Raw genomic sequence first — 21,571 nt, 5'->3', positions numbered from 1 at the left:
TACGAAAAAAAAAATTATTCATTAGAAAATTAAATTCTAATAGCATTTATAAAGGGAAAAAATACTAAATGACTGACATTTTAAACAACTTCATTGTAATTGAAGGATTAGACGGAGCAGGAACTACCACACAGCTCAAACAAATTAGCACTGAATTAATAAAAAATGGGTTTAACATCCACTCTACTTTTGAACCAACAGATAGAGCTATTGGAAGAATTGTTAGAGATGTTCTAGCAAAAAGATTTATTACCACCCCTCTAACTCTTGCTAAATTATATGCAACAGATAGAGAAGATCATTTATACAATGAGGAAGATGGAGTTATTAAACATTTAAATAATGGTGAGATTGTAATTAGTGATAGATATTTTTATTCTTCATTAGCTTATCAAGGTGCAACTTGTGATTTTGAGACTGTAAAAAATCTAAACAACTACCCTCATCCTCAAATTTTAGTATATATCGATACTCCTGTTGAAACTTGTGTTGATAGAATCAATAAAAGAGGAAACGAAAAAGATATTTTTGAACATAGTGAATTCTTAAATCAAGTTTCTAAGAACTATCAAAAAACCTTATCTCAATTACCTGAGGGTGTTCATTTAATAAAAATTGATGGAACACAAACAGTTGAGAGTATTTCAAACCTTGTTATAAAAGAAATTCTTAATATTTTAAAATAAAAAAAATACACCTTTAAATCTCAATAATTTAAAGGTGTTATTATATTCAATATTTTCTATTTAATGAACATTGCGTCTCCATAGCTAAAGAATTTATATCTTTCATCAATAGCATGATAGTAAGCATTCATTATTTTTTCTTTTGAGGCAAAAGCTGAAACTAAAACTAATAATGTACTCTCAGGAGTATGGAAATTAGTTAATAATTGATCAACAATTTTAAATTTATAACCAGGTTTTATAAATAAGTTTGTTCTACCCATACCACTTTGTAATAATCCATTTTCATCAGCAGCACTTTCGAGTGTTCTAACACTAGTAGTTCCTGTTGCAACTATTTTCTTATTATTTTTCTTTGCATCGTTAATAATATTAGCTACTTCTTCACTTATACTATATCTTTCATAATGCATATCATGATCATCAAGATTTTCACTTCTTACTGGCATAAAAGTCCCCATACCAACATGTAAAGTGATTTCTACAATCTTTACACCTTTAGCTTTAATTTTTTCAATTAATTCAGGAGTAAAATGTAAACCTGCAGTTGGAGCTGCAACACTTCCTTCATTTTTTGCATAAACTGTTTGATATCTACTTTCATCACTAAAGCTATCTTCTCTTTTTATATATGGAGGAAGAGGAACATGACCATGTTCTAAAAACCAATCTTCTAAGATTTCTTTATTGAATCTAACTAATTTTGTACTATCTTCTAATGTATCAATAATTTCTGCTTCTAGATTATCTTCAAACTTATATTTTTTACCAATTCTTTGTTTTTTACTTTTAGTAACCATACAGTTCCAAGTAAATGGATCTTTTTCTTCTAAAAATAAGAACTCAACTTTACCACCGGTTTCACTAGTTGCAAAAACTCTAGCTTTTCTAACTTTTGAATTGTTTACAACCAAAATAGAATCTTTATCTATTTGATCAACAAAATCATCAATTACTTTATCTTCAAACTTTCCACTTGCCTTATCTAGAACTAATAATCTATCTTTACCTCTTTTATCTGCAGGTTCTTGTGCTATTAATTCTTGTGGCAAATCAAAACTAAAATCTGATGTTTTTAGTCCGCTTTTTATTTGTTCAATCATTTATTTCCTCGTTATTATAAAATAGAAGTATCTAGATCTTTAATATTTGTTGGAGGTTTAACATTTAACAACTCATATGCTTTGGTTGTAACACATCTACCTCTAGGAGTTCTAATTAAAAATCCTTTTTGAATTAAATAAGGTTCATAAAAATCTTCTAAAGATTCAATTGCTTCACCAACACTAATTGATAAAGTTGAAGCACCAACAGGTCCGCCCCCATAAAAATTAATTATTGTTGATAATATGTTTCTATCTTGTTCTTCAAGACCAATTGGATCAATACCTAATCGCTTTAATCCTTCATTTACAACATCTATAGTTATAACACCATCAGCTAAAACGGAGGCAAAGTCTCTTAGTCTTTTTAATAACCTATTTGCTATACGAGGAGTACCTCTACTACACCTAGCTAAGGCAATTAGAGCATCATCGTCAATTTTACAATCTATTAATTCACTACTTCTTTTTATTATTTTACTCAATTCTATTTCATTATAAAACTGTAAATGACAGGTAATACCAAAACGAGAATGTAATGGAGAAGAAACCTGCCCAGCTTTGGTAGTTGCACCAACTAAGGTAAATTTTGGAAGTGGGATACGCATTGTTCTAGCAGCAGGGCCTTGTCCAATTACCCAGTCAATTTCAAAATCTTCCATAGCAATATATAACATTTCTTCTAATGCAGGTTTTAATCTGTGAATCTCATCTATAAAGAAAATAGAACCTTCATTTACATTTGTTAAAATCCCAGCTAAATCTTTAGGTTTTTCTAATGCCGGAGCACTAGTCATTCTAATTTCTTTACCCATTTCATTAGCAATAATGCTAGCTAAAGTTGTTTTACCAAGACCTGGAGGACCAATTAAAAAAGTATGGTCTAAAGCCTCATTTCTTTCTTTAGCAGCAGTAATAAATATTGATAAATTTTCTTTTAATTGTTTTTGACCCTGGAAATCAACTAATCTCTTAGGTCTTAAAATATTTTCTTGCTCGTCATTGTCACTTTGAAAGCTAGTTGAAACAAGAGAATTAGCTCTTAAGGCATCTATATCTTGAACATTTTCTTCAAATTCGCTCATACTCAACCTCTAACTTAAATTTGCAATAGCAAGTCTAAAAATATAGGATTCAATATCATGGTCATTCATGCCAACCAATTTTTCTTTATTTAAATCATATATTTTATGAACTTCTTTTGCAGCTTTATTTCTATCATATCCCATTTCAACTAAAGCAACAATTAATTCACTGAACTTATCTCTTTGTGTTTCAATTGTACTTGAAGAACTACTTGTTCTTTCATCCATAACAAGCTGTCCTCTAAGTGCTAAGACTAATTTTGATGCTGTTTTTTTACCAATTCCTGGTAATTTAGAAAGAGCATTTATATCACTATTATCAAGCATAATTATAAAATCTTTAAAGCTAACTCCGCTCATAATTTTAAGAGCACCTTTAGCTCCAATACCTGATACATTTTGTAATTGTAAGAAAAATTCTCTTTCAATCTCATCCACAAATCCAAATAATGTCATAGCATCTTCTCTATGTTGTAAATAAGTTACAACTCTAACATCATTTTTATCCATTAAAGAATTTAACTTTGATGCTGTGGTTGTAGATATTAATAAATCATATTCAATACCATTATTTAATATAATCACATTATTTGCTGAAATGCTTAAGATTTCACCATGAATTGCATTAATCATTTTATAATCCTACTAATTGAACTTTCATAAGTTGCTAAACACAAAGCAGCAGCTAATGCATCAGCGGCATGATCTGGTCTAGGTCTTTTGGCTAAACCTAAATGTAGTTTAACCATTTCTTGAACTTGTTTTTTATCTGCAGTTCCATAACCGGTAATTATGGATTTAATTTGCAAAGGTGAATACAGTTTAACATCAAGATCTAATTGTGACAATTTATGTATTGCAGAACCTATAACTTTTGCAACTGAAATAGCTGAAGAAGAATTTTTAGTAAAATAAATATCTTCTATTGCACAAATTTCTACATTATATTTTAGAGCTATATTTCCAAGCTCTTCAGCTATAGTAAAAATTCTTAATTCTTGTTTCATGGATTTATCGGTATTTACAACACCAAAAGAAACAGGCCGGGACTTGTTACTTATTGAATCAATAATACCCCAGCCTGTATTCGCTAATCCCGGATCAATGCCAAGAATACGCATATGTTTTATTCGTCTTCTTCAAAATCATCAGGAAGTTCTAGATTTGTTGAAACTTGTTGAACGTCTTCTAAATCTTCTAATTTATCAACAATTCTTAAAACTTTTTTTGCTTTGTCAGAATCTAAAGTAATCATTTGATCAGCAATTTTTTCAACACCAGCGGATTCTTGTTCAAAACCAGCAGCTTGAAGAGCTTCTAAAACATTAGCAAAATCTCCTGGTTCAGTTGTTACTTCAATAATACCATCACTAGTAGCAACATCTTCAGCACCATTTTCTAATGCAAGTTCGAAGATTTCCTCTTCTGTATACTTTTCTTCGCTATAAGTAATAATACCTTTAGTTTGGAACATATAAGAAACACAACCAGTAGTACCTAAAGAACCACCTAGTTTTGTTAATGTTGATCTAACATCAGCAGCAGTTCTGTTTTTATTATCTGTTAATGTATCAACGATAATTGCAATTCCACCTGGAGCATAACCTTCATAAGTTAGTTCGTAATAAGTTGCTGCATCAGCTTCTCCACTACCTTTTTTAATAGCTCTATCGATATTATCTTTAGGCATGTTTTCAGCCTTAGCTTTAAGAATTGCTGTTCTCAAAGTAGCATTAGAATCTGGATCAGGGCCACCCATCTTAGTTGCAACTGTTATTTCTTTGATTAATTTTGTGAACTTTTGACCGCGTTTAGCATCTGCTATACCTTTCTTGTGCTTAATTGAAGCCCATTTACTATGCCCAGACATATATACCTCTTTATTTATATATTAAGATTAATTTAATTGACAATATTTTTTGCCAAATCCTTATAAAAACTAACATAAAGGATAATAAATTTCAAGCTTTGTATTATATTTACTATCTAGTTTAGCTATACATTAAAAAACTTATATCAATATAATTTTTAAAAAATAAATTTATTTTTTCCCAAATAATAATTTAGAACTAGTCAACATATACTTTTTAGCATCTTTTTCATCCATTGCAAGACCTTTTGTAGTATCAATTAATTCAACCTTTTCAAATCCCATTTCTCTTAGTTTCTCTATAAGTTCATCTATATTTCCATAATGTTGTTTTGAAAAAAGATCATGAATGGCAAAAGAACCACCTTTCTTTAATAAGGATAAAACATTTATTATCATTTCTTGTTTATTACCAGGGATATTATGAAAAACATAATTAGAAGTTATAAAATCAAAAGATTCTTTTTCAAGAGTTAAATTTTTTACATCACCTTTAAAAAAGCTTATATTTGTAACCTCTTCTTCTTCCGCATTCTTTTCACAAACCGCTTTAGAAAATTCACCATATTCAGCTCCCCATCTATCAAAACCGCTTACTAATGCTCTTCTATTTTTTTTTGCACAGAGAATTGTTAAAGCTCCACTGCCACAACCAACATCTAAAATTTTTTGATTTGGTTTTACTTTAACATAAGAAGAAACAAATTTTATTATTTGCCAGGCAAGAGAATTTAGATTGTCGTCATAATTAAAAGCGCTATACATATTATATGATTTATAAGTTATAAAAGTTATAAGTAAAGATAAAATTATAAAAATAATTGCTAAAATCAATAATTTATTGAATATTGCAAATATAGTGATACTATATGAGACTAATAAAATAATAGATAAAAAGTATAATATCTTTTTAGGAAGCCAATTTCCATATTTAATCATAAGATCTCCTTTAAGGACTACAACAATAGTTTAAAGTAACATCTTATATAAATAAAGTGTTTTAGATAAAAGAATTAAATAAAATTAGAATATATTGTTTAACTTGCTGATTCTTCATCTTTTTTATTTTTATCTATAAAAACTTGGTAAGCTAGAATTGTTCCATCATTTTCAGCTTGCTTCATTTCACCACGACCACCCCAATCTAAGCCATCGTATCTATATATGCTTTCTAATTCATGTTCAGCTTCAACATATGTTAAACCTTGACTTTTAGCTCTCTCGTCTAAAGTTCTAAGTACTGCTTCAAATGTATTATCAAATATTTCTTGGTATATATCTATCATGGTCTAAATATAAAAATATTACTCTTTTACGTCAATAATGATTTTAATTAAACATTTCTTATTTTAATTTTATAATTATCTAACTATTTATAAAGATTAGATATTTATCTAATCTATTGACTAAAAGATAAAATATATCTTATCTTAAAAACAATTAAGGGATGTTTATGAATAAATATAATAAGAATTTTACTATTTTTACTTTGGGTTTATTAATTTCTGGACTTGGAACACAAATATATAATTTTGCAATTGGCTTGTACGTATTAAAAATTACAGCATCTAGTGTTAACTTTTCGCTAACTTTAATTTTTAGTATGTTACCTCAAATAATCTTATCTCCAATTGCAGGAAATATTGCTGATAAGATTTCTAGAAAGAAGATGCTTGTAATAATGGATTATTTATGTGGGATAACACTAATAATTGTTTATTTCTTTTCTAAAACTAATTCACTTAGTTTAATCCTTATATATTTTACTTCTTTTTTATTATCTTCTTTCAATGCTTTTTTCATGGTAAATATTGAATCTTGTATACCTAATCTAGTTACAAAGGATAAAATATTAAAATTAAATTCAATCTATTCTATGATAATATCACTGGTTAGAATCGCAGGACCTTTATTAGGTGGAGTTTGTTTTGGATTCTTCTCTATTTATTCAATTATTATATTTAATGCTATTTCTTTTATTTTCTCAGCTACTCTAGAATTATTCTTTGATATTGAAAAGAAAGAGAGAATTAAAGATAAACAAACATCATTTTTTTATAATTTAAAGGAAGGCTTATCTTATTTTGTAAATAATAAAATATTATTCTACATCACAATATATGCAATGCTAGTAAATTTCTTTAGTGTTAATTTATCTATCGCATTACCCTATTATTGCTTAGAAATATTAAAAATTGATTCTTCCCTTTTTGGCTTTGTACAAATGGCATTACCTTTAGGTATGGTAATTTCGTCTTTTCTAATTGCTTTATCTATAAAAGATAATAAAACTATTTTAAAAACAACTATTTTGATGATCGTTGTTATTGGATTTTTACATATTATATTATCTATAAACATGATTTCTAATCTGAATATTAATTTAAAGGTTATTATTATTTTTATAATACTATTAATGATTGGATTTTCACTTGGTTTTGTAGATATACCAATTAATACAATTATTCAAAATATTATACATGATAATTATAGAGGTAGAATTCTTGGGATTATTACCTCATTTAGCAGAATTATAACCCCAATTTCAATTTTTATTTTTGGGCTTTTAGTTGATAATTTTGAAGTTTATTATACAATAATTATCAGTGCTATAGCATTTTTTATTCTTGCTGCACTAATAAAAAGTAATAAAAAATTACAAACTACTTAATATAAGGAAAAATTTATGCAAGAAATACTTTATGATAAAAATATAGAATTTAGTTTATTTATAGATAGAATTGCTAATATAGATAATTTTATGGATATGATAAACAAATTAAAAAAGAATACACCTTATAAAATTGATGATGTTTTAGTTAACGATTATCATAAGTTTCTCCTTGATTGCACAAAAGAATATAACTTTATAGAAAAAAATATTATTAATACTTATTTTAATAAAACTCGTTATTTTTCTACTCTTTTATTTTATTTATCTCATAATGATATTGAATTAGATCAATTAAACAGATCAATCTTTCTAGAATATTTAAACTATTATTTTGAAATTGAAATTACTTATGAAACTAAAGAAAGTGATCTTGTTAAAATGATTAAAAATGTAAGTAAGAATCCAGAAAATGATATCGATGTAGAAAAATCAGCTAGCTTAATTTTATCTGCATTACAAGATGAGGAAGTCCTAACATCATTTATTAGAGATATTAAAAAACTTAAAAAAAGATTTGAAAATGATTTACTAATTACTTATAAAGATAAAATTTATGAATCCCATAATAAATACCAAAACTTGATAAACAAAAATCCTCAACTATTTTATAAAAATATAAATATTTTTCAGCTAGATAGTGATATTAATAAAATGAATATATATTTTTCTTATTTTGCTCCATTTATTTGCACAATTTATTTAAAATCAAAAATAGTTATTTTTGGAAATAATATATTAGAGCAAATTGAAGAAAATGATGAAACTTATTCTATTTTACTGTGCAAATTCTTAAGTGAACCTAAACGTTTTAAGATTATTCAACTTTTATCTGAGAAAAAATACTATTCTAATGAATTAGCTAAAGAGTTAAATTTAACACCTGCTACTATGAATTATCATATTAATAAGCTATATGAGCTAAAATTGATAAATATAGATGCAGGAAAGCAAAATAAACTATTTTTAGAACTTAATAAGACTCGTTTAGATTACCTTCTTAATAACATAAAAAATAGTTTATTAAATTTTTAATTTATTTTATTAACTTTTCAATTTCTATAGATAAATCTAGTATTATAGAATCTAATATTATAACACCTTTTTCACTTAACCAGATATTATCCTCATTATATAAATAATAGCTACTATTTAGTTTTTTAAAGGCTTTAAGTATTTGATCTCTATTTAAATTGAAATTATTTTTAATATAATTAAAATTCAAACCTCTTTTATTTCTTAAACCTACTATTAAATACTCATCAAAATGTTGATCTCTATTTAAGATCTCTATTTCATAGTCACTCAATAATGGTGTATTTAAGTATTTTTTTATAGTTGAAATATTTGTAAGTCTAATTAAAGTTTTATCGTCAAAAATAGTTGAAGCTGAAGAAGATCCTAAAGAGAAATAAGGAGATAAATCCCAATATCTTAAATTGTGAAGACACATATTATTATCTTTTTCAAAATTAGATACTTCATAATGGTTAAAACCACATTTTGATAAATATTTCCAAAGATTTTCTAGTAAATCTTTCTCAAACAATTGTGAGTGAGTTATTATTTCTTTATTCTTTACTAAGGAATAAAGATGAGTACCCTCTTCTACAGTTAAACAATAAAGTGATAAATGTTTTAAATCACAGTATTTTAAAATTGTATCAATATCATTTATGCTATCTTTTAAAGTTTGTGTTGGAAGGGATGTCATTAAATCAAAGGAATATTTAATTTTTATATTAAGTTTTTTATATTCTTCTTCAGAGATTATTTTATTGTTTAAAAAATAATTATCTTTATAATTTAATTTTAAATTATCTAATTGTGCTGCAAATTTTAGAGCTTTTATATTATCTTCATATCTAGCATTTCTACCTAACATTTTTAAAATATTATCATTAAAAGATTGAATTCCAATAGAAATTCTAGTAGCTAAGCCTTCTTTAAATAAATTTATGTGCTCTTGTGTTAATGATTCTGGATTAATTTCGAAAGTTGTTTCTTTTGATGGCCCTATTTCTATTAATAAGGTTCTAAGTTGTTCAAAACTTAAGATACCAGGGTTTCCACCACCAATAAAAACAGTATCAAATATTTTATTATATGATTGTTTTACTAATTTTAATTCTTTTATTAGCTTCTCTAGATATGAATCAACTGATACTTCATCCCAACAATTCTTTTTTGCTTCACTATAGAAAGCACAGTAATAACACTTAGTATTACAAAAAGGAATATGAATATATAAGGATAAGCTATTTTGTTTATTTAAAAGTTCTAAGTACTTTGTTTTTATCATTTATCGCCTAAATAAGCTATTCTATTAAGTGGCCAGAATCTGAAGAATACTCGACCAGTTAATTTAGATTGAGGGACAGGACCAAAATATCTACCATCTCTAGAATTATCTCTATTATCACCTAATGGCAATACATAATTATCTGGAACTGTTATACCATTATTATAACTTTTAAAACTAGAACGAGAGGTAAAGTCACTTGGATCTATTTTATGTTCAGTATTAAATTTTGTTTCCATAAATTGATACATATCTCTAGGATAATTTGTATTAGTTAATTTATTATATTCACTCATATAATATGATGGGATATATGAAGAATTATTTAAATTCTTATCTCTATAACCAATTAATGAAGCCCAGGCTTTCATTGGAGTATAATAAGAAGATTCAATTAATCTATTTGGACCTTCACTTAAATTGTTTTCACCTCTAAAGTCCATTTCATTAACAAATTCATCACTACCAGAAACTCTAATATTAACATCACCGTTATAAAATTTAACTGTATCATTATTTAGAGCAGCTGCTCTTTTTACTAGTAATCTTTCAGCAGGAGTTCCATCTTCATTTTTATCTAAGTTAACAAGAGAAAAAGTTGCTGAAAATAATAATTGAGTTGCGATATCAAATAAAGGACCTTTTGTTATATATTCAGGGTTATAGAAAGTAATAATATTATCTCTTGATACAACTCTTCTATCTGCACCTAATTTTGGACCAGTTGGCCATAATTCTAAGCCATATACATTCTTATTTACAAATACTCTATCTTTAATTAATAAAGTCTTTTCCATTGAAGGAGAAGGAATCAAAAATAATTGGAATATATATTGATTTAAGATAAGAAGAACGACAACTGCAAAGACTAGTGCGTCTACCCAGCCTTTTACTTCACCCCAAAAGGTTCGCTTTACAGGATTTTCAGTTTTATATATTTTTAGAGCTTTGCGCTTTGTTAAATATCTAGTAGTAAATTTCTCAATTTTGTCTAATAATAAACTCATGATATTAAAATATAACAAAATAAAAGAGTTGACAAGGATTAAAGGTATAAGTAATTTGTAAGATATGAAAGAAATTAAAGATTTACCTAAAGTAGATGACGTTGTTTTGCCTAAACTTGGCTCAATTAGACCAGGAGTTTACATCCTTGCTCTAACTATTTTTGTAGTTTTACTAGTTGTTTTTATAATTGGCTTTTTACCTGGTGTTTTAAATGGAGGTAAATTTGTTAATTTTGAAAGTGAAATTGATAATGTTGGCGTATATGTCGATGATAATTATATAAGTGGTACCCCTGCTCAAAAGTTTATTAAAAGTGGGACTCACGAAGTTGTTTATAAAAAAGCTTCACAAATTATTGCAAGTGATACAATCAAAGTATCTCATCCAGTATTTTTAACCTATATCTTTCATCGCTACCAAGATGTTAATTTAGATTTAAACCAATTAAATGAAGAAAAAATAAATAAAATAATTAATTATGATATTCAATTAATTATAGATCAAAGTGGAATACTTGAATTTAATTCTGTTACTAATTATATCCCTTATTTCTCTCAATATGCAAAAGATGCTATTGCTTTTGATTTAGATAGAAATACCATAAGTGAAAACTTAAATTTAGCAAGTTCTTTTATCAGTTCCAAAGAAATGTTAGATGATGCAATTAATGCTTATGATACTATAGGGCTTGATTATGGTAATGTATTAAATGTCGCAAAAGAAGTATTTAGTGATAACACAAGTGAAATTGGACTTGATTTTGTTGATAAAACAGTTAATGCAACATCAGATACTTTAGTTGTTGATAATAATGCTATTATTACTACTTTAAAAGTAAATCCTATCTCATTTGTTATGGGAAATAAAACATATAGTAGTTATCCTAATATAAATGAAGCAGGAATAAATGTTGAAGTTAATGATTCTTTCTATTTGTCTAAACTTCCAATTTCCAATTACTTATATTCTTTATTTGTAGTTGAAAATCCAAAATGGGCAAAAAGTAATAAAGATTCATTAATTAATGATAATCTTGTTGATGATAATTACTTAAATGGTATCAGTTTATCCACTAGCTACCCATCTCTTGAGCCAATTACAAATATCAGTTATTATGCAGCTCAGGCCTTTTGCTCTTGGTTAAGTGATAAATCAGGTAAAAATGTTTATATTCCAAGTGAAAAAGAATGGAATGCAGCAGCATTTGCATCAACAAATTATATAAATAATACTTACAGCAATTCATTAATTGCTCTAAATAGCTACGACAATCAATTTGATTTAATGCTAGGCGGGGTTTGGGAATTTACTTCTACCCCTTATTTCCCCTTAAATAGATTAGTTGATAATAGAGATTCTATTATTAATGAAATCAATAATAACTATAATAGTGATATAGTTGTTAAAGGTGGATCTCTACTTAATTCATCAATTGATATCAACAGCATTGGAGCAATGGAAAAATCAGCTTGTTTTGAATATATGGGCTTTAGAATTGCTTACAAAAACTAAAAAAACAGGTAAATTATGAAAAATAAATCAGATAATAAAGATTTGTACTTGAAAAATAAAAAAGCATTTTTTAATTATGAAATCGTTGAAACACTTGAATGTGGTATGAGTCTTGAAGGGACCGAAGTAAAAAGTATGAGAGAAGGACGTTTCTCTTTTACTGATAGCTATGTTGTTGTTGAAAACAATCAATTATTCTTATTGCAATTTACTATCCAGCCCTACAAACAAGGTTCAATTTTTAATCATGATCCTGAAAGAAAAAAGAGATTATTAGCTCATAAGCAAGAAATAAAAAGATTAAAAAGAAAAATCGATGAAAAAGGTTTTACTTTAGTTCCTACAAAAGTTTATTTAAAAAATAATATTATTAAAATGGAAATCGGTCTTGCTAGAGGTAAAGCTCTTCATGACAAGAAAAATGCAATCAAAGAAAGAGACTTAAAAAAAGATGCTCTAAGAGAAGTTAAAAACCTTAAATATTAAAATATATTTATAGTTTAATCCCTTATATAGCATCATTATAAAAATGTTATCTTGATAATAAAATCAAGATAACATATTTTTTTGCTTCTTTATAAGAATCATATTACCAAAGTCTAATTTCACCACCCGCAAATACATAGAAGCCAGGAGTCTCATCTATTCTTAAACCTGCATATACTCTAAAGTTATTATTAATTAAATAATATCCAGCACCGGCTATATCGAATTGAAATGGAGTAAAGAAAGAAGAATTATATCCTATTTCTGCAAAAGCTTCTGCCCACCATCTGAAATCTGAAGGAAGGTAAACAACCCTACCACCAATATCAATATTGTAATTAAAGGCACCACCAATAGTATAATCCATTTTAATTTCAGCATCAGCATCATAATAAACACTATCTTCAACTAAGAAACCACCTATTCTAGCTTCTGGTCCAGCATTTAATTTAAAAACAGAAGATCCCACATTTTGTTGATATGTAAATGTTGCAGCAAATCTACCATCCCAGCCACTAATCATATTTACAAAACGGGCTCTATCAAAAGCATACTTTTGAGAATTCCAAGTATTTAGTATTAATACATCCATTGCTCTATCACTTATGCCCATAGCATCTGCTAGTTTTTGATAATATTCTTTATATAGTGCAGTTGAATCATCATTAAATCTATTAAATATTTCATTTCCTGTTTGGAAAACTGATACAACCTTTTCTACTTTTTCTGGAGTTTGTTCAACACCTAATTCTTCCATCATTAATTTTGCTCTATATACATTGTAAATTGAATAAACTCTACCTACGCCAATTGCACCATAAGGAGCTAAAGTATAAGTAAGTGATGAAGTTAAAGCATTAATTGTTACATTTCCTCCAGCATTCCAAAAACCGTTCATTCCATTAACATCTAAATCATATGAAGTATAATAAGCACTGGAGTTTGCAAATAATCCAGTTGAAATAGTTCCTGCTTTTACATTTCCAATAGCAGAAATATTATATTCATCAGTTTTTGTTTGGTTAAATAATCTATATGAGGCATCACCTTGAATATTAAAATTAAATGTACCATTAACAGCAGAAATTTCAATTATATTTTCACTATAATTTAATGATGAAGATAGTCCTCCAACATTACCTAATCCGCCATCTATGGTTAAAAATGAATAACTTTCAGGAACAACTAAATCATAAATCTCTTCATATTCGTCTGCAAATATTGAATAAGTGAACAAAGAAATAATTAACACTAATAAAAGACTTTTTTTCATACATCCTCCTAATTTCTAGTAACATAAACGACAACACATAACCAATTCTTTATACTAATTATATTATAGAAATTATATTTATGCAAAATAATTTACACACAAAATAAAATTTATGCTAAAAACTAAATAAATTAGTGATTTTTTTTATATTTTAATGCGATATTACTGACAATAAAAAATACTACAAAATCAATAATTGACTTGTAGCAAAATTAAAATATTAAAAATAAATAAATTCTTTAATACATATAAACTTTAATTAAATAATTTAAATATTACTTCACAATTTATTATTTCTATAATACCCTTTAGTAGAATGTTATGTACTGCAACTTATTTAACTAGGAAGACAAATGATTATCTATGAAAACACAAAAAATGGCTTTATTAATGATATAAATTCTGGATTATATGTAAAATTAATTGAAGAACAAATTCAAAAAAAAATGCATAGAAAAACAGGAAATAGTGAATTAAATTCTTGGTATAATTCTTTAAGAAATATGAAAGACATTATTGATGATAATGAAATTCCTAATGATACAGGAATAGCTATAGAATATAATATCCCATCTACTTCTAAAAGAGTTGATTTTATTTTATCTGGGTTTAATGAAACAAAAAATATGGAAGCTATTTTTATTGAATTAAAGCAATGGAATAAAGTAGATAATGTTCTAAATCAAGAAGATGTAGTAAAAACACATTTAGGTGGTAGTGAAAGAATTGTTACTCACCCGTCTTATCAAGTTTGGTCTTATACTGAATTATTAAATAATAGTAATCTAAATATTCAAGAAAAAGAAATAAAATTAACGCCTTGTGCATATTTACATAATTACTATTTGGAAAATAAGGATCCATTAATAGATAAAAAATTTGATAATATATTAAAAAAAGCTCCAATTTTTACTATTACTGATAGAGAAAAATTAAAATCGTATATTAAAAAACATATTAAATATGGTGATAAACTTCTAACATTAGAAAAAATTGAACAGAGCGAATTATATCCTGCAAAATCTCTTCAAGATTGCATACTATCAATGCTAAATAATAATCCAGAATTTATTATGATTGATGAACAAAAAGTAATTTTCGAACAAATCATAGATTTAACTAATCAATCATATAAAGACAATAGAAAAAGAGTAATAATTGTAAAAGGTGGACCTGGTACAGGAAAAACCGTAGTAGCTATTAATTTGTTAGTTAAAGCAATAAATTTAGGTATTTATTCATCTTATGTAACAAAAAATACAGCACCAAGAGAAGTTTTTTATCAAAAGCTAAAAGGAAAACATTTAACTTCAAGTTATATTAAAGGTTTATTTCTTGGATCTGGGTCATTTATAAATGCTATAAATAATAGCTATGGCTTATTAATTTGTGATGAAGCTCATCGACTAAATGAAAAATCTGGAATATTTAAAAACAAAGGTGAAAATCAAATAAAAGAAATTATCAAAGCTGCAAAAACTTCAGTTTTTTTCATTGATGAAGAGCAAGTTGTTACAGCACAAGATATTGGATCTATAGCTGAAATTAAAAACTGGGCAAATATAGAAAATGCATTATGCTTTGAGACTGAATTAACCAGCCAATTTAGATGTGGTGGATCTGATGGATACCTATCTTGGATAGATAACACTCTACAAATAAAAGAAACAGCAAATTTTTCTTTAAAAGGAATTCCTTATGATTTTAAGATATTTGATAATCCTAATGATTTAAGAGAAGCTATAGTAAATAAAAATAATGTCGATAATAAATCTAGATTAGTGGCTGGATATTGCTGGGAATGGGCTAGTAAAAAGGATCCAACAAATGGTCCTAATGACATTAAAATTGATAATTTCGAAATGAAATGGAATTTAAATAGTAGTAAATTACCTTTTGCAATCGATGATACTTCAATAAATCAAATTGGATGTATTCATACTTGCCAAGGTCTTGAATTTAATTATGTTGGAGTAATTATAGGAGATGATTTGAGATATGAAAATGGACAAGTAATCACTGATTTTACAAAAAGAGCTAAATCTGATAAATCATTAAATGGAATTAAAACTCTAGCTAAGAAAAACAATTTAGACGCAATTAATAAAGTTGATTTAATTATTCGAAATACTTATAGAACTTTAATGACTAGAGGATTAAAAGGCTGTTATATTTATTGTACAGATAAAAAGCTTTCAAATTATTTTAAAGATTGTATTAATTAATCAAAAAATATTTAAAAAATAAAAACTTAACTTATGTAATAATATCCTTTTTTATATTTTTTAAATTCATACCCATTTCATCACCCAAACCAACTAAACGATTTAATATTAATGAATATTCATCAATAATTTTGTTATCTGTATACTCCGGATATCTTATTCTATGATCAATTTCACTCCAAGCTTCTTCAAAAATGGTTCTTACTTTATTTCACCTATAATATCAAAATTTAATTCACTTGTTTTAAAGGTATAATGTAAGGAACGATATCCAAACTTATGTTTTTTAACAATAAAATCACAATTCTTAAAAAAATCTTGATTGCTATCACCCTCTCTAATATAAGCAATTTTCTCATATGGAAATAAATGACCTCTAATATATTTATCAATATTTTCCCACTCATCTTTAAAGGTATGTAAAGCTCTTATTCCAATTAAATCAGTTATTTCAGTCCTATAATTTGATAAATTAATATTTCTATTTTCTTTATTCTTTCGAATTATTTTTGCTCTTAAATGAGCTGGATCTTTAACACGAAAATTTATTAAATGTATATCAGAAATCTCATTTAATTCATTTAATAAATATTCACAATAATTCTTGTATTCTTTAAGATTCTTTTTATAATCTTCAATTATTTGAACTAACTCAGCTTCAGATAAACTATTTTCTTGTTTAGGCATAAAAATTCCTTATTGTCATGAATCTTCAATAAAAAATTATATCATATTATGTTAAGTAATTAAAGAAATATAAATATAATAAATTCTTCATATATACATTGAACTTTTTATATTTAATAGACCAATTAAAATGAAGAATATATACTTAAATTATATTTTAAGTATAAAAGGGATTATTATGAAAGTTTTATTAGTTATTGATATGCAAAATGATTTTATTGATGGAGCTCTTGGAACGGCTGAAGCTATTGATATAGTGGATGGAGTTGTAGACAAAGTAAAAAACTTTGATGGGAAAGTTTTATTTACTCGTGATACTCATCAAAAAAACTATATGGAAACAGAAGAAGGAAAACACCTTCCCGTTCCTCATTGCATTGAAAAAACTAAAGGCTGGCAAATTACTAATAAGTTACTCCCCTATATAAAAGAAGAACCATTTAATAAAGTTACTTTTGGAAGTGTTGAACTTGAAGCATATATGAAAGATTTAGCAGAGAAAGAAAATATTGAAAGTATAACTTTAATTGGTTTATGTACAGATATTTGTGTTATATCTAATGCATTACTTATGAAAGCAAACTTTCCAAACATTCCAATTTATGTTGAAGAAAAATTATGTGCAGGAGTTGTTCCTGAAAGTCATAATAGAGCTATTGAAGCTATGAAAATGTGCCAAATAGATATAATTTAACAGTTAACTGTTTCATTTTTGTTGCATTATTACATTTTAATACAATTATATTATATTCTTGCAACAAAATAATAATAAATATTAAACAAATTGTTGCAAAAACTCTGTTTTTTATAAAAAACCCCTTTGAATGTTTTTATTATGTTGTGGTATATTACAAAACATAATAATCACAGCCTTTAAGGAGGTACTTCATGAATCTTTTACCAATTGGAGAGATTGCAGAAAGTATAGGTATTGAAGAAAAATATATTGAACCTTATGGTCGATATAAAGCTAAAATAGATCCAGCTATTAATGAGAAATTAGCTGACAAAAAAAATGGAAAATTAGTTCTTGTTACATCCATAACTCCAACAAAGGCTGGAGAGGGAAAAACCACAACTGCTATTGCTCTTGCTGAAGGTATGGGTAAAATAAATCAAAAAGCTATGTTATGTCTTAGAGAACCTTCCCTGGGCCCAGTATTTGGACTAAAAGGTGGTGCAACTGGTGGGGGACTAGCATCCATCGCGCCAAAGGATGAAATCAATCTTCATTTTACAGGCGATATTCATGCACTTACCTCTTCTATTAATCTAATTGCTGCAGTATTAGATAATTCAATTTATCAAGGAAATCCTTTTAATATAGATCCTAATCATGTTGTTTGGACTAGAGCCTTAGATATGAACGATAGAGTCCTTAGAAACATAAAAGTGGGTATTGGTAAGTGTAATGGTGTTGAAAGAGACGATCATTTTGTTATAACTGTTGCATCTGAATTAATGGCTATTTTATGTTTAGCACATGATTCTAGAGATTTTCATAAAAGAATTAAAAAAATAATTGTAGCTTATACTTATGATGAAAAACCAGTTACTGTTGCTGATTTAAATGTATCAAATGCAGTCATGAAATTAATGAAAGAAGCTTTAAAACCTAATCTAGTACAAACACTTGAACATAACCCTGTTTTAGTTCATGGTGGTCCTTTTGCGAATATTGCTCATGGGTGTAATTCAATTTTAGCAACAAAACTAGCTATGAAATTAGCTCCCATTACTATAACAGAAGCTGGATTTGGAGCAGATTTAGGAGCTGAAAAATTCTTAGATATCGCTTGTAGAGAAGGAGATTTTAAACCTTCTGGTGCTGTTGTAGTAGCTACCGTAAAAGCTCTTAAAATGCATGGCGGAGTTCAATATAATGACCTTGAAAAAGAAAATGTTGAAGCATTACTTTTAGGTGTTGATAATTTAAAAGCACATATTGAGAATGTAAAAAAATATAATATTCCAATAATCGTAGCAATTAATCATTTTGATCATGATACAAAAGAAGAAATTGATGCATTAACACTTTGGTGTAAAAATGAAGGCTATACTGTTTCCTTCTTAGATGGATTTACTAAAGGTGGAGATGGAACTATCGATTTAGCAAACAAAGTTGTAGAAATGATTAATACTGATAAATCTAGCTATAAACCTATATATGAATTAAATTCACCAATTAAAGAAAAAATAGATACTATTGCTAAAACCATATACGGTGCTAAAGGAGTAAAATACTTAGAGAAAGCAGAAAAACAAATTAAGAAATTTGAAGAAATGGGATTTACAAACTCTTATGTATGTATTGCTAAAACACCTAATTCACTTTCAGATAATCCAAAAATACTTGGAGTGCCTAAAGATTTTACTATAACAGTTAGATCAGTTAATTTATCGGCTGGAGCTAATTTTGTAATTCCATTAACAGGAACTGTAATGACTATGCCTGGTCTTGGAAAAGTTCCATCAGCAATTAAGATGGAAGAGGAAACCGTAGAGTATTAATTATAAATAAGGATCTAGCATCAAACTAGATCCTTAATGTTTATAAAAGTAATTTATTATTTTATTTCAATTACATCGCTTAATTCAATGTTATTTGCACTTGAATTAACTCGAATCTCAAACTTACATGGCTCTAATACCCAATCGTGTTTTTCAACGTCATAATACTTAAAAGCATCAGAATCTAATTCAATTGTTATATTCTTTTTCTCTTTTGGTTTTAAATTTACTTTTTCAAAGCCTTTTAATTCTTCTTCAACTCTAAAAACCCCGCTATCGATAGCATGAACAAAAACAAAAGATGTTTGATTTGTTTCAAATTCACCAATATTTTCTAAGTTAAAATTTACTTTAACTATATCTTTTTCTTTATTTATAACAAAATCTGAATATTTAAATGCAGAGTAACTTAAGCCAAAACCGAAATCAAAAGCAACAGATTTATTATTTGTTCTAAAATCCCTGTACCCAACTAATAAACCTTCTTTATACTCTATTTTTTTAGGCTTTCTAACATTAGGATCGCCTTGTCCTTTTTGAACTCTTTTTAGTGAGTATTTATTATAATCACTGTAATAATTTTTATAACTCTCCCAATCTGAGAATTTTTTAGCAATAGTAAAAGGAAGTCGTCCACTAGGACTTATTTTATTAAAGATTATATCGTAAAGAGCAAGAGATTCTTTCTCTCCTAAATAATATGATAGTAAAAGTGTTGGAGATTTTTTAATCCAACTGGGATCAAAAGCCCCGCCTGAATTGATAATTGTAATAGTATTTTTATTTAATTTGTTGGCTTCTAATATACCTTTTACTTCTTTTTTATCAATCTCATAATCTCTATCATAACACTCGCTTTCATCAACTCCATCAAATCCTGATTTAATTATAACTAAATCTGCCTTTTTAACAGCTTCATATTTCTTACTTTTCTTATACCATTTCTTTCCAAAGCTTTTTACTTCAAACCCTTCTAATTTTAGTTTTTCTTCAAAACTTATCATCTCAACTCTAGCAATTATTTGAGATGAGCCTCCACCGGATGGAATAGCATCCCTATTTTTCCCTAAAATTACAACGCTTTTAATTTTTGATTTATCTAAAGGTAGAAGATTGTTATCATTTTTTAATAAAGTTATAGACTCTAAAGCAGTATTATAAGCTACATTTTGAGCCTCCTTTGAATGTAATTCATAATTTAGTTCATTTACTTCATGATCTAAAACTCCAACTTTATCTAAAATGGTTAATATATTTTTAACTTTATTAGTAATATCTTCTTCACTAATTTCTTTGTTTTCTAGAGCCTTATTAATTTTATCTTTAGAAAACCACACCCCCTTAGGCATTTCTAAATCAATTCCATGTTTAACTGCATTAATTGTAGAATAAACACTTGTCCAATCGGACATTACAAAACCTTTAAAGCCCCATTTTTTCTTTAATACTTTTTCTATTAAATATTCATTTTCACTTGCATATGTTCCATTTATTAAATTATAGCTTGTCATTACACTATTAGTGCCACAATCTACTGCTTTCTTAAAAGCGGGTAAATATATTTCATGTAAAGTTCTTTCATCAACAACACTATCAGCTTTATGTCTATCATAATCACTATTATTGCAGGCAAAGTGTTTTACAGTAGTAATTACTCCAACTTTATTTGCAGCTTCAATATAGGCTTTAGCCATTTCTCCAGATAGATAAGGATCTTCACCAAAATATTCAAAGTTTCTTCCACACGTTGGAACTCTAGCAATATTAACACCAGGAGCTAAAAGTACTGAAGCTCCAACAGCTTTTGTCTCTTTACAAATAGAACTACTGACTTTAGAAATTAAATCTCTATTAAAAGTTGCTGCCATTGCAATTGGAGATGGGAATATAGTAACCTCTTCATCCCAACCTCTTGCCCCTGCACTTGCATCGGTAGTCCATACTTCTTTTAAATTTAATCTATCAATACCACGAATACAGAAATCATTAATACCTGAAATATAATCTATTTTTTCATCTAAAGTCATTTTAGATATTAGCTCATCAACACTATATTCACATTTTATATCTTTCTTTTCAATTTTCTTTTTTAATCTCATATGAGTGCCAATCATTAATTTTTGAAAAGCATATTTTTGTTTTCTATCCATAA

At 27.0% G+C, this 21,571-nt stretch carries 20 protein-coding genes; 8 read left to right on the top strand and 12 right to left on the bottom strand.

Translation table 11 applies throughout. The annotated features are described in order from the left end of the window. Positions 1-68: 68 nt before the first annotated feature. Positions 69-686 (top strand): dTMP kinase, encoded by a 618-nt coding sequence (gene tmk, locus ACZ5RS_RS10075; RefSeq protein ID WP_464635020.1) that lies wholly within the window; start codon positions 69-71, stop codon positions 684-686. A 56-nt stretch (positions 687-742) separates the two neighbouring features. Here the strand turns inward: tmk and queA are convergent, their stop codons facing one another. The 7 genes from queA to ACZ5RS_RS10040 all read right to left on the bottom strand — a co-directional run bounded on the left by queA (position 743) and on the right by ACZ5RS_RS10040 (position 6,030). After that, positions 743-1,789 (bottom strand): tRNA preQ1(34) S-adenosylmethionine ribosyltransferase-isomerase QueA, encoded by a 1,047-nt coding sequence (queA, locus tag ACZ5RS_RS10070; protein ID WP_464635018.1) that lies wholly within the window; start codon positions 1,787-1,789, stop codon positions 743-745. A gap of 14 nt (positions 1,790-1,803) precedes the next feature. Then, the gene (gene ruvB, locus ACZ5RS_RS10065) at positions 1,804-2,874 is read right to left on the bottom strand and encodes a Holliday junction branch migration DNA helicase RuvB (RefSeq protein WP_464635016.1); all 1,071 of its coding nucleotides are present in this window, start codon (positions 2,872-2,874) and stop codon (positions 1,804-1,806) included. Between the two features lie 9 nt (positions 2,875-2,883). Next, positions 2,884-3,507 (bottom strand): Holliday junction branch migration protein RuvA, encoded by a 624-nt coding sequence (ruvA, locus tag ACZ5RS_RS10060; RefSeq protein WP_464635014.1) that lies wholly within the window; start codon positions 3,505-3,507, stop codon positions 2,884-2,886. Next, positions 3,504-3,995, bottom strand: coding sequence for a crossover junction endodeoxyribonuclease RuvC (ruvC, locus tag ACZ5RS_RS10055; protein ID WP_464635012.1), 492 nt, complete (start codon positions 3,993-3,995; stop codon positions 3,504-3,506). Before ruvC ends, ruvA begins: the two co-directional genes overlap by 4 nt. 5 nt (positions 3,996-4,000) lie before the next feature. Then, positions 4,001-4,744, bottom strand: a complete 744-nt coding sequence (locus ACZ5RS_RS10050) for a YebC/PmpR family DNA-binding transcriptional regulator (protein WP_464635010.1) — start codon at positions 4,742-4,744, stop codon at positions 4,001-4,003. 171 nt (positions 4,745-4,915) lie between these two features. After that, positions 4,916-5,683, bottom strand: a complete 768-nt coding sequence (locus ACZ5RS_RS10045; protein ID WP_464635008.1) for a class I SAM-dependent methyltransferase — start codon at positions 5,681-5,683, stop codon at positions 4,916-4,918. Positions 5,684-5,781: 98 nt separating this feature from the next. After that, the gene (locus ACZ5RS_RS10040; RefSeq protein WP_464635006.1) at positions 5,782-6,030 is read right to left on the bottom strand and encodes a hypothetical protein; all 249 of its coding nucleotides are present in this window, start codon (positions 6,028-6,030) and stop codon (positions 5,782-5,784) included. A 167-nt stretch (positions 6,031-6,197) separates the two neighbouring features. Between ACZ5RS_RS10040 and ACZ5RS_RS10035 the strand changes: the two genes are divergently transcribed. Both ACZ5RS_RS10035 and ACZ5RS_RS10030 read left to right on the top strand, forming a co-directional pair. Next, on the top strand, positions 6,198-7,415 hold the full coding sequence (locus ACZ5RS_RS10035; RefSeq protein ID WP_464635004.1) for an MFS transporter: 1,218 nt from the start codon (positions 6,198-6,200) through the stop codon (positions 7,413-7,415). 15 nt (positions 7,416-7,430) lie between these two features. Next, positions 7,431-8,450 (top strand): ArsR family transcriptional regulator, encoded by a 1,020-nt coding sequence (locus ACZ5RS_RS10030; RefSeq protein ID WP_464635002.1) that lies wholly within the window; start codon positions 7,431-7,433, stop codon positions 8,448-8,450. Between the two features lies 1 nt (position 8,451). On the opposite strand, the gene ACZ5RS_RS10025 is transcribed toward ACZ5RS_RS10030, so the two are convergent. Beyond that, positions 8,452-9,717, bottom strand: coding sequence for a coproporphyrinogen-III oxidase family protein (locus ACZ5RS_RS10025; protein ID WP_464635000.1), 1,266 nt, complete (start codon positions 9,715-9,717; stop codon positions 8,452-8,454). Next, positions 9,714-10,724 (bottom strand): signal peptidase I, encoded by a 1,011-nt coding sequence (lepB, locus tag ACZ5RS_RS10020; RefSeq protein WP_464634998.1) that lies wholly within the window; start codon positions 10,722-10,724, stop codon positions 9,714-9,716. Before lepB ends, ACZ5RS_RS10025 begins: the two co-directional genes overlap by 4 nt. 64 nt (positions 10,725-10,788) lie before the next feature. On the opposite strand from lepB, the gene ACZ5RS_RS10015 reads away from it, so the two are divergent. Together ACZ5RS_RS10015 and smpB are read left to right on the top strand one after the other, a co-directional pair. Then, positions 10,789-12,237 carry a formylglycine-generating enzyme family protein gene (locus ACZ5RS_RS10015; protein WP_464634996.1) on the top strand — a complete coding sequence of 483 codons (1,449 nt, stop codon included), beginning with the start codon at positions 10,789-10,791 and terminating at the stop codon, positions 12,235-12,237. 15 nt (positions 12,238-12,252) lie between these two features. After that, positions 12,253-12,723 carry an SsrA-binding protein SmpB gene (smpB, locus tag ACZ5RS_RS10010; RefSeq protein ID WP_464634994.1) on the top strand — a complete coding sequence of 157 codons (471 nt, stop codon included), beginning with the start codon at positions 12,253-12,255 and terminating at the stop codon, positions 12,721-12,723. Positions 12,724-12,826: 103 nt separating this feature from the next. Here smpB and ACZ5RS_RS10005 read toward each other — a convergent pair whose 3' ends face one another. Continuing rightward, positions 12,827-13,996, bottom strand: coding sequence for a hypothetical protein (locus ACZ5RS_RS10005; RefSeq protein ID WP_464634992.1), 1,170 nt, complete (start codon positions 13,994-13,996; stop codon positions 12,827-12,829). A 353-nt stretch (positions 13,997-14,349) separates the two neighbouring features. Between ACZ5RS_RS10005 and ACZ5RS_RS10000 the strand changes: the two genes are divergently transcribed. Next, positions 14,350-16,221: a DNA/RNA helicase domain-containing protein gene (locus tag ACZ5RS_RS10000; protein ID WP_464634990.1), complete on the top strand. Its 1,872-nt coding sequence runs from the start codon at positions 14,350-14,352 to the stop codon at positions 16,219-16,221. 201 nt (positions 16,222-16,422) lie between these two features. Here ACZ5RS_RS10000 and ACZ5RS_RS09995 read toward each other — a convergent pair whose 3' ends face one another. After that, positions 16,423-16,908 carry a RelA/SpoT domain-containing protein gene (locus ACZ5RS_RS09995; protein WP_464634988.1) on the bottom strand — a complete coding sequence of 162 codons (486 nt, stop codon included), beginning with the start codon at positions 16,906-16,908 and terminating at the stop codon, positions 16,423-16,425. A gap of 178 nt (positions 16,909-17,086) precedes the next feature. Between ACZ5RS_RS09995 and ACZ5RS_RS09990 the strand changes: the two genes are divergently transcribed. Continuing rightward, a complete protein-coding gene (locus tag ACZ5RS_RS09990; RefSeq protein WP_464634986.1) occupies positions 17,087-17,602 on the top strand; it encodes a cysteine hydrolase family protein in 516 nt (171 codons plus the stop codon). A 194-nt stretch (positions 17,603-17,796) separates the two neighbouring features. Further along, the gene (locus tag ACZ5RS_RS09985) at positions 17,797-19,419 is read left to right on the top strand and encodes a formate--tetrahydrofolate ligase (RefSeq protein WP_464634984.1); all 1,623 of its coding nucleotides are present in this window, start codon (positions 17,797-17,799) and stop codon (positions 19,417-19,419) included. 56 nt (positions 19,420-19,475) lie between these two features. Here ACZ5RS_RS09985 and ACZ5RS_RS09980 read toward each other — a convergent pair whose 3' ends face one another. Further along, positions 19,476-21,569: a beta-glucosidase gene (locus tag ACZ5RS_RS09980; RefSeq protein WP_464634982.1), complete on the bottom strand. Its 2,094-nt coding sequence runs from the start codon at positions 21,567-21,569 to the stop codon at positions 19,476-19,478. Positions 21,570-21,571: the final 2 nt, after the last annotated feature.

Source organism: Pleomorphochaeta caudata (assembly GCF_055395745.1).
This window is presented reverse-complemented; position numbering and strand designations above follow the sequence as displayed.

What these genes read in the sequence shown, in the direction of transcription:
- tmk (WP_464635020.1), top strand. Translation starts at nt 69, where the DNA reads ATGACTGACATTTTAAACAACTTCATTGTAATTGAAGGATTAGACGGA.
- queA (WP_464635018.1), bottom strand. Translation starts at nt 1,789, where the DNA reads ATGATTGAACAAATAAAAAGCGGACTAAAAACATCAGATTTTAGTTTT.
- ruvB (WP_464635016.1), bottom strand. Translation starts at nt 2,874, where the DNA reads ATGAGCGAATTTGAAGAAAATGTTCAAGATATAGATGCCTTAAGAGCT.
- ruvA (WP_464635014.1), bottom strand. Translation starts at nt 3,507, where the DNA reads ATGATTAATGCAATTCATGGTGAAATCTTAAGCATTTCAGCAAATAAT.
- ruvC (WP_464635012.1), bottom strand. Translation starts at nt 3,995, where the DNA reads ATGCGTATTCTTGGCATTGATCCGGGATTAGCGAATACAGGCTGGGGT.
- ACZ5RS_RS10050 (WP_464635010.1), bottom strand. Translation starts at nt 4,744, where the DNA reads ATGTCTGGGCATAGTAAATGGGCTTCAATTAAGCACAAGAAAGGTATA.
- ACZ5RS_RS10045 (WP_464635008.1), bottom strand. Translation starts at nt 5,683, where the DNA reads ATGATTAAATATGGAAATTGGCTTCCTAAAAAGATATTATACTTTTTA.
- ACZ5RS_RS10040 (WP_464635006.1), bottom strand. Translation starts at nt 6,030, where the DNA reads ATGATAGATATATACCAAGAAATATTTGATAATACATTTGAAGCAGTA.
- ACZ5RS_RS10035 (WP_464635004.1), top strand. Translation starts at nt 6,198, where the DNA reads ATGAATAAATATAATAAGAATTTTACTATTTTTACTTTGGGTTTATTA.
- ACZ5RS_RS10030 (WP_464635002.1), top strand. Translation starts at nt 7,431, where the DNA reads ATGCAAGAAATACTTTATGATAAAAATATAGAATTTAGTTTATTTATA.
- ACZ5RS_RS10025 (WP_464635000.1), bottom strand. Translation starts at nt 9,717, where the DNA reads ATGATAAAAACAAAGTACTTAGAACTTTTAAATAAACAAAATAGCTTA.
- lepB (WP_464634998.1), bottom strand. Translation starts at nt 10,724, where the DNA reads ATGAGTTTATTATTAGACAAAATTGAGAAATTTACTACTAGATATTTA.
- ACZ5RS_RS10015 (WP_464634996.1), top strand. Translation starts at nt 10,789, where the DNA reads ATGAAAGAAATTAAAGATTTACCTAAAGTAGATGACGTTGTTTTGCCT.
- smpB (WP_464634994.1), top strand. Translation starts at nt 12,253, where the DNA reads ATGAAAAATAAATCAGATAATAAAGATTTGTACTTGAAAAATAAAAAA.
- ACZ5RS_RS10005 (WP_464634992.1), bottom strand. Translation starts at nt 13,996, where the DNA reads ATGAAAAAAAGTCTTTTATTAGTGTTAATTATTTCTTTGTTCACTTAT.
- ACZ5RS_RS10000 (WP_464634990.1), top strand. Translation starts at nt 14,350, where the DNA reads ATGATTATCTATGAAAACACAAAAAATGGCTTTATTAATGATATAAAT.
- ACZ5RS_RS09995 (WP_464634988.1), bottom strand. Translation starts at nt 16,908, where the DNA reads ATGCCTAAACAAGAAAATAGTTTATCTGAAGCTGAGTTAGTTCAAATA.
- ACZ5RS_RS09990 (WP_464634986.1), top strand. Translation starts at nt 17,087, where the DNA reads ATGAAAGTTTTATTAGTTATTGATATGCAAAATGATTTTATTGATGGA.
- ACZ5RS_RS09985 (WP_464634984.1), top strand. Translation starts at nt 17,797, where the DNA reads ATGAATCTTTTACCAATTGGAGAGATTGCAGAAAGTATAGGTATTGAA.
- ACZ5RS_RS09980 (WP_464634982.1), bottom strand. Translation starts at nt 21,569, where the DNA reads ATGGATAGAAAACAAAAATATGCTTTTCAAAAATTAATGATTGGCACT.